Source organism: Nonomuraea sp. NPDC003201, from assembly GCF_053590415.1.
The window spans coordinates 1-6,687 of sequence record NZ_JBSFTC010000453.1; the positions used below are offsets into that span (position 1 = coordinate 1).

The following is a 6,687-nucleotide window of genomic DNA, read 5'->3' on the forward strand; positions in this document are numbered from 1 at the left end:
GCAGGCCCCTGGCGCCGGCGCGCTTACCCGGCGGAAGCGCGGCGCAGGCGATCAGGAGCGCGACGCCGATGACGACGTCAGGGACGAACAGGGCCCGCCAGCCGACGGAGACGACCAGCCAGCCGCCGCCCGCCTGCATGAGCAGGCAGCCCAGCCCGGAGGCGGAGCTCCAGAGAGCGATCGCGCCGCGCCGCTGCGACTCCGGCAGCTCTCCGAGCAGCAGCCCGAGGCTGGCCGGGATCATCGCCGCGGCACCGGCGCCCTGGACGGCCCGTGCCGCCAGGACGTACGACCAGGAGTCCACCAGGACGGTGGCAACACCGCCCAGGACGAACACCACGAGCCCGACGGCCAGGACCCGTCGGCGGCCGAACAGGTCCGCCCAGCGGCCCGCGGTGGCCAGCAGCGCCGCGATCGGGATGAACGCCGCGCTGGTCAGCCAGACCAGGTCGCCCAGCGGCATGCCGGCCCCGGCGGGTGTGTACCGCAGGACTCCGACTGCCAGGGTGGTGGCCGTGGTGTCGGCCATCACCGTCAACATGACACCCGCACCGACCAGCCGCAGCATCACGGCGTGACGACGGTCGATGGTGCTCGTCCCCCGCGCTGGTGACGAACGCACGTGGTCACCTCCAAGCTATGAGTGGTCTCCGCCGACCGGCACACTCCGGATGTGCGACCGGCGGAGGTGGGTCGTTCGGTCAGGCGCCGTAGCGGCCGGGCGAGAGCAGGCCGTCCGGGTCGAGGGCGGTCTTGAGCCGGTGCAGCATGCCCAGGCTGGCGGTGCTGGTCTCCGACCACACGTCGGCGGCGGCGTGGTCGATGTCGGAGCGGTAGATGGCGCACCCGTGGCTGCGCAGCAGGCAGTTGCCGTCGTTGCGGAGCTGGTGGGCGCGGTAGGGGGCGTCCGGCGCGCCCCGTTCGAAGAAGATCTGGATGACGCCGTTGGCCATGTGCCGGCTGACGAGGTTCCACTCGACCATGAGCGCGGTGGTGTGCGCGTCCACGGCCGTCTGGAGGGCGGCCAGGATGTGTTCGGTCCTGCGGGCGTGCGTCGGCATCAGCGGCATCAAGGCCAGGAAGCCGGTCTGGCCCTCGTCGATCTGGTCGCAGGAGGTGACGCGGAGAGCGTTGCGCACGCCCAGGCAGGTGGGGATGCCCTGGGACATGAGCGCCCGCGGGTAGAGCGGGTCGTCGGGGCCCACCTCGGCCGCGTCGACCACGCGCAGCGACTCGGCGCCCTCGACCTCGATGAGCGCCTTGCGCAGCAGCTCCTCGGCCAGTTCGACGGCGGCGTCGCTGCCGAGCAGCGGCCCCATGACGGTGAACAGGTCGGGGTCGACGCCCCTGGGCAGGAACCAGTCGCCGTGGCTCGGAACGAGCGCCAGCTCGCGCACGCGCAGCATCCCGTCGGCGGGGTTGCCGCGGCGCAGGAATCCGGCCATCGCGTCGAGCGCGACGCCGACCTGGGCGCGCGGCATGCGGCCGTAGACGAGGCCGACGGTCTGCGGGCGCGGAACGAGGGCGACGGCCATGGCGGTGACGATGCCCAGGTTGTGCTGGACGAAGGCGGGCGTCAGGTCGGGCCCGGCGACCCGGCCGTGGTAGCGCCCCGCCGGGTCCAGCCCGCCGGTGGTGACCACGCTTCCGTCGGCCAGCACGGCCTCCAGCCCGGCGACGTCGTGCACCCGGGAGCGGAAGGTGCCGTCGCCGCGGTCCAGGGCGTTGCCGACGACGGAGGTGTCGGCGCAGGAGTTGGTGACGTTCAGCATCCAGGGGGTGTCGCGCAGCGCCTCGGCGAGCTGTGCCTGGGTCACCCCGGGTTCGATGACCGCGAAGCCGGCTTCGAGGTCGAGCCCGCGGATGCGGTTCATGCCGCTCAGGTCGACGACCAGGTTGTCGTCGGTGACCGGCACGGCCGAGCCCATGCCCCAGTTCTTGCCGGTGCTGATCGGGTAGAGGCGGCGGCCGGTCCTCATGGACTGCCGTACGAGCGCGCGTACCTCGTCGAGGCTGCGCGGAGCGTCGATGCCCGCCACGGAACGCGGTTGGTGACCCCCGACGTCGTGCGACTTCAGCTCCAGTCGCTCTAGGTCCTGCATGACTCTCCTCTTTCGGCTCACGCGGTGTGCTGGAGCAGGTCGTCGATGGAGCCGATGGCCTGGTTGGACATCTCCCTGATGCCGAGCAGCCGCTGCTCGACGTACTCGTCGGGCTCGGTGGTCGTGTCGGGGAGGTCGAGGGTTCCGAGCGGCGCCGATTGCACGGGGACCTCGTGCAGGCCGTAGGGGTGCCGGCGGGGCCGGATGTCGGTGTCCCGGGTGTCACGGATGGTTCTGGCGGGCAGGTGCGGGGGGGTTCGCATGACGGGAGCTCTCCTACCGGACTCGATGGGGTTTTTCCGGGCGACCGCTCGCCGTTGAGCGGATCTGGGTCAGCGTGCGCCCTCCCTGTGGTCGAGGTGGTCGACCACCGGAGTGACGGCCGCGGGGGTCGCCCGCGGCACGCCGTGGTTGATGACGCTCGCGGCGATGCGGCGCTCCGCCAGCCCCATGTGGGGACGGCCGGCGGTGCCACCGGTGCTCGGCCGGGCGCCGGCCGAGCCTCGGATCATGGAGCTGGCGTGCACCCATCGGCGCGACTCCAGCAGCACGTCGCGCTGGGCGCGCGACAGGTCTGAGTGGCGGGCGTACTGCTGGCAGACGGCCCGCGCCAGCACCCGCGCCATGACGAGGTGCTCCGCGCAGGCGGCCGAGACCTTCGCCTCCAGTCCGATGACCTGGGCGAGGAGCAGCTGCAGGTGGGACAGCCCCGAGCTGCGCTCGAACCCGTCGAGCTCGGCCAGCCGCTCGGGCCAGCGCAGCCGCCGTTCGACCGAGGCGTTCACGGCGGCGACAATCTCCGTGGCGGGCTCGTCCGGGCGCCGCCCTTCGAGCTGTACGGCCCGCTGCGCGGTCGACTCGAAGTCGGTCAGCCGGCGCAGCCCGCTCTGGAGCAGGCGTACGCGGTTGTGCAGGCAGGCGGCGCTCCAGCCGAGGACCAGCAGCCGGTCGGCGTCGGCCTCGCAGTGCCAGCCGACCAGCGCGACCTCGCGCGCCATGCGGTGGTAGAGCACCCAGGACTCCTGCGCGGGGACCGGCACCGGGGTGTCGATCCACACCTGCAGGCCGCCCGGGGGTACTTCGTCGACGCCGACGTCCACGCCGGCGGGCGCCACTCTGGCGCAGATTCGCTGAACCACCCGTTGCTGGGCGGCTGTCTCCGGCGCCAGAGGCACCGGGCCTGGCAGCACTCGCTCTGGGGCCACTCTCGCCCTCGGCTCGATGCTCATCTGGGGCCACCTCCCGACCCACGACCTACGTAAATTGACACTTAATAGTGCCGTCCCGATCGTCGTCAGAGAGGGGTTTCCTGTCAACTGGTACTTAACAAAACCAGCATGAGTCCCCCGCCGCCCGATCGGCGGCAGCCGTGAACCCGCGACTTCCCGCAGGTGAATCCGGTGTTACGGAGCGTGGATCATCTAGAGTCCGAACGGTTCGGTCAGTTCGGGAGAGATGCGGGGAGCGAGCCGGTGTGGGTGCCAAGATCCGTGGTCGTGGCCTTGTCGGTGGCCGCTGGACTGCCCGCGCCGCCCGACGCGACGCAGGCGGCGGCCGGTTACTGCCAGCTACCGGATCACTCCCAGCCGTCCATCCCGGGCGAGGCTTACCTGATCGATACTGCTTCCTCACCTGACTGGATTCATCCCAATCCGCCGCCCGTCGACCGCGAGCCGACGGAGTCCGAACGGCTCGACTTCGCGGGCTTCCCGAACGTCTCGGTCCTCGACGTCGTGGGCCCCGGCGGGGCTCCCCGGCAGAAGGTGATCAGCACCTTCACCACGAACGTGGACCAGATCGTCACCCTCACCAACTCGGTCGCGGTCTCCGACGACGGCGGGCTCGCGTTCGGCCCGGCGAACCTGACACCGCTCCGCGAGGCCCCCATCCAGCTGCTCGACGGCCGCTACTTCGCCACCGAGTACTACCTGCAGGTCACCGGCCCGCACACCGGCACGCTGGGCGTGCTCACCACCTCGTCGCTGGAGGACGGGGAGAGCTGGGTGCGCTCGGAGGCGGCGCTGACCACGCCCGGCGAGCTGCTGCCCGGCGGGGCCACGCACGGGCTGCCGGTGCAGCTCGCCGACGGCACGATCCTGATCACGATGTACGCCCAGTACCGCGACACGGGGACGTACCAGGCCGAGCTGTACGCCAGCCGGGACGGCGGCCGGACCTTCGAGCGGCGCGGCGTGATCGCGCCGCCGTCCGACGGGCTGGTCTACAACGAGGCGAGCGTCGCGCAGACGATGGACGGCAGCCTGCTGGCGGTGCTGCGCCGCGACGGCGGCCGGTTCTCCACGCTGCACCAGAGCCGCTCCACCGACGGCGGGCGCACCTGGTCGCCGGTCGGCGAGCTGCGCTTCGCGGGCCAGGACTGCGTGGTCCGCGGCGTGGCGCCCCGGCTGCTGCTGATGCCGGACGGCGTCCTCGTGCTCAGCGCCGGGCGCCCGGACAACTGGCTCGCCGTCTCCCCGGACGGGCTCGGCGAGGAGTGGCTGGAGCCGCGGGTGACCTACCACAACCGCGACGGCATCTGGCCCGTCCACGGCTCGTCCGGCTACACCGGGATCGCGGCGCTCGGCCCGCACCGGCTGATCCAGGTGTTCGACAACTGCAAGCTGCCCGGCGTGCGCCGCGACGGCCTGCTGGACGAGACCGCCTGCCCGGCGCACGGGCGCTTCGAGAACCACGGCTGGTACGCGATCAAGCGGCAGCTGTTCACGATCGATCCCCCCGGCCCCGGCCTGCTGGACCTGGCCGCGATGCGCCGGAGCGGCCGGTTGAGCGTCGAGACCACCATGCGCTGGACCGGCCGGCCCAGGAGCCGTCCCGGCGGGGCCTTCGACGGCAGCACCGGCTACTGGTCGAGCGCCGTCGCCCGGGGCCGCGGCCAGTACGTGCTGCACCTGGACCGCCCGTACGCGCTGACCCGGATCGGCCTCAGCCTGCGCCCTGGCCATCCGGCCGGGGCCCGCGTGTACGTCTCCGAGGACGGCCGCTCCTGGGGCGAGCCCGTCGTCACGATCACGGACCGGACGGACTACGCGATGCGATACCAGGAGATCGACCGCACGGGCCGGCACATCAAGATCGTCACCGAGCCGACCTCCGGCTGCGAGCCGGAGCTCGGCCGGACGTGCAGCATGCTCAACGAGATCGAGCTCTACTCGCCGTGAGGCGTCTCCGGTCCCGGGGTCGTCTCCGTGGGCGTGCCGATGGACGATTCGGTGGGCGTCTGCGTGGGCTGGCCGCCCCCGGACTGCCGCAACGCGGTCAGGTGCGCCACCAGCGCCGGCTCGGCCGTCCTGGCCAGCGCCACCACCGTCGGCGAGGTCCCGTGGGAGATCTCGACCTTCGTGGCCGCCAGCGTCTGCTGGTGCGCGTTGATCATGGCGGCCGTGAAGTCCTGGTCGAACTCGTCGCGCGGCGAGTCCTGCAGCTCGGCCAGCATGGCGCGCTGATCGGCGCTCGGGGACATGGGCAGCGGGATGCGGAGCCGCGTGGCCGCGTTGGTCACCTGTGTGTCCAGCTTGGTGTGGTCCACGACGAGCATCTTGCCGATCGCCTTGATCCGCGCCGCGCTCCCCTTGCCCACCCCGAGCTGCCCCGCCTGGACCTCGGCCAGGTTGGCCTCGTGGATGCCCCGCATCCAGGCCTTGTCCTGCTCGGACGGCTGGGTGTCGGTACGCGACACCAGGCCCGCGGTGTCCGTCGGCACGTCGGCACAGCCCCCGAGAGCGGCGAGGGCCACGGCGGCCAGCAACAGTGTGCGCATGAGCATTTCCTATGACATCGTGATACGACTCAAATACAGTGCGTAATCACCCCTTCCCCCAAAACCCGACATCCCACCCCCGGGCGCGCGGAGCCGGGCGCGAACGATAATGACGACGACCATGATGCCGATGTGACCGGAGCCCGGATGACCCAGCCAGATCCCCGCACGCCCCACCAGCGCAAGCGGGACACCCTCGACCGGCTCGAGAACGACGTGGACGCCTGGGTGGCCACGGCGGACGAGGGCGGGGTGCCGTACCTGGTGCCGCTGTCGTTCCTGTGGGACGGCACGACCCTGCTGATCTCCACCACCAGCGCCAGCCGGACCGCCCGCAACCTGCTGGCCTCCGGGCGGCTGCGCGTGGGCGTGGGGCTGGTGCGCGACGTCGTCCTCGTCGAGGGCACGGCCGAGGCCGTCCCCGAAGCCGAGATCCCGGCCGAGGTCGGCGACGCGTTCGCGGCGAAGACGGGCTTCGACCCGCGCAAGGAGCCCGAGTCCTACCACTACTTCCGCATCACGCCGGTGCGCCTGCAGGCCTGGCGCGAGGCGAACGAGCTGCGCGGCCGCGACCTCATCCGCGACGGCGGGTGGACGGTCAGTTGAAGGTGACCACCAGGGTCGTGTGGCGCTTCGGGACGACCGTCCCCTTACCGTCGCCGGCGCGCCCGGGATAGGCGTGGATGCGCAGGTCGCCCGTCTCCGGGCGGCCCGCCTCGTTCCAGGCCCGCACGTGCCCGGCCAGGTCGGCCGCCAGCGCGGCCCCGCCCGGCCCGTGGCCCTGGGCCGCCAGACCGGGGCCGGTGG

7 protein-coding genes and 1 pseudogene are annotated in these 6,687 nt (G+C 72.1%); 2 read left to right on the plus strand and 6 right to left on the minus strand.

The annotated features are described in order from the left end of the window. The 4 genes from ACWDX9_RS57555 to ACWDX9_RS57570 all read right to left on the minus strand — a co-directional run. Positions 1-622 (minus strand): MFS transporter (locus tag ACWDX9_RS57555; protein WP_449971656.1); only part of this gene is annotated, 622 nt, incomplete at its 3' end. A gap of 79 nt (positions 623-701) precedes the next feature. Continuing rightward, positions 702-2,102 carry an FAD-binding oxidoreductase gene (locus tag ACWDX9_RS57560; protein WP_364249529.1) on the minus strand — a complete coding sequence of 467 codons (1,401 nt, stop codon included), beginning with the start codon at positions 2,100-2,102 and terminating at the stop codon, positions 702-704. A 17-nt stretch (positions 2,103-2,119) separates the two neighbouring features. Then, positions 2,120-2,365, minus strand: a complete 246-nt coding sequence (locus ACWDX9_RS57565; RefSeq protein WP_350727864.1) for a hypothetical protein — start codon at positions 2,363-2,365, stop codon at positions 2,120-2,122. A gap of 69 nt (positions 2,366-2,434) precedes the next feature. Beyond that, positions 2,435-3,217: a hypothetical protein gene (locus tag ACWDX9_RS57570; RefSeq protein WP_449971659.1), complete on the minus strand. Its 783-nt coding sequence runs from the start codon at positions 3,215-3,217 to the stop codon at positions 2,435-2,437. Between the two features lie 363 nt (positions 3,218-3,580). Here ACWDX9_RS57570 and ACWDX9_RS57575 point away from each other — a divergent pair, with 363 nt between their 5' ends. Further along, a complete protein-coding gene (locus ACWDX9_RS57575; protein WP_449971661.1) occupies positions 3,581-5,281 on the plus strand; it encodes an exo-alpha-sialidase in 1,701 nt (566 codons plus the stop codon). Here ACWDX9_RS57575 and ACWDX9_RS57580 read toward each other — a convergent pair. Then, positions 5,269-5,880, minus strand: coding sequence for a DUF4142 domain-containing protein (locus tag ACWDX9_RS57580; protein ID WP_449971664.1), 612 nt, complete (start codon positions 5,878-5,880; stop codon positions 5,269-5,271). The genes ACWDX9_RS57575 and ACWDX9_RS57580 overlap by 13 nt on opposite strands. A 147-nt stretch (positions 5,881-6,027) precedes the next feature. Between ACWDX9_RS57580 and ACWDX9_RS57585 the strand changes: the two genes are divergently transcribed. Next, positions 6,028-6,486, plus strand: coding sequence for a pyridoxamine 5'-phosphate oxidase family protein (locus ACWDX9_RS57585; RefSeq protein WP_449971667.1), 459 nt, complete (start codon positions 6,028-6,030; stop codon positions 6,484-6,486). Here ACWDX9_RS57585 and ACWDX9_RS57590 read toward each other — a convergent pair. Next, positions 6,479-6,687 (minus strand): annotated as a pseudogene (locus ACWDX9_RS57590) (hypothetical protein); the annotation flags it as partial. The gene ACWDX9_RS57585 and the pseudogene ACWDX9_RS57590 overlap by 8 nt on opposite strands.

Coding starts and splice junctions, on each gene's coding strand:
- ACWDX9_RS57560 (WP_364249529.1), bottom strand. CDS start 2,102: ATGCAGGACCTAGAGCGACTGGAGCTGAAGTCGCACGACGTCGGGGGT.
- ACWDX9_RS57565 (WP_350727864.1), bottom strand. CDS start 2,365: ATGCGAACCCCCCCGCACCTGCCCGCCAGAACCATCCGTGACACCCGG.
- ACWDX9_RS57580 (WP_449971664.1), bottom strand. CDS start 5,880: ATGCGCACACTGTTGCTGGCCGCCGTGGCCCTCGCCGCTCTCGGGGGC.
- ACWDX9_RS57585 (WP_449971667.1), top strand. CDS start 6,028: ATGACCCAGCCAGATCCCCGCACGCCCCACCAGCGCAAGCGGGACACC.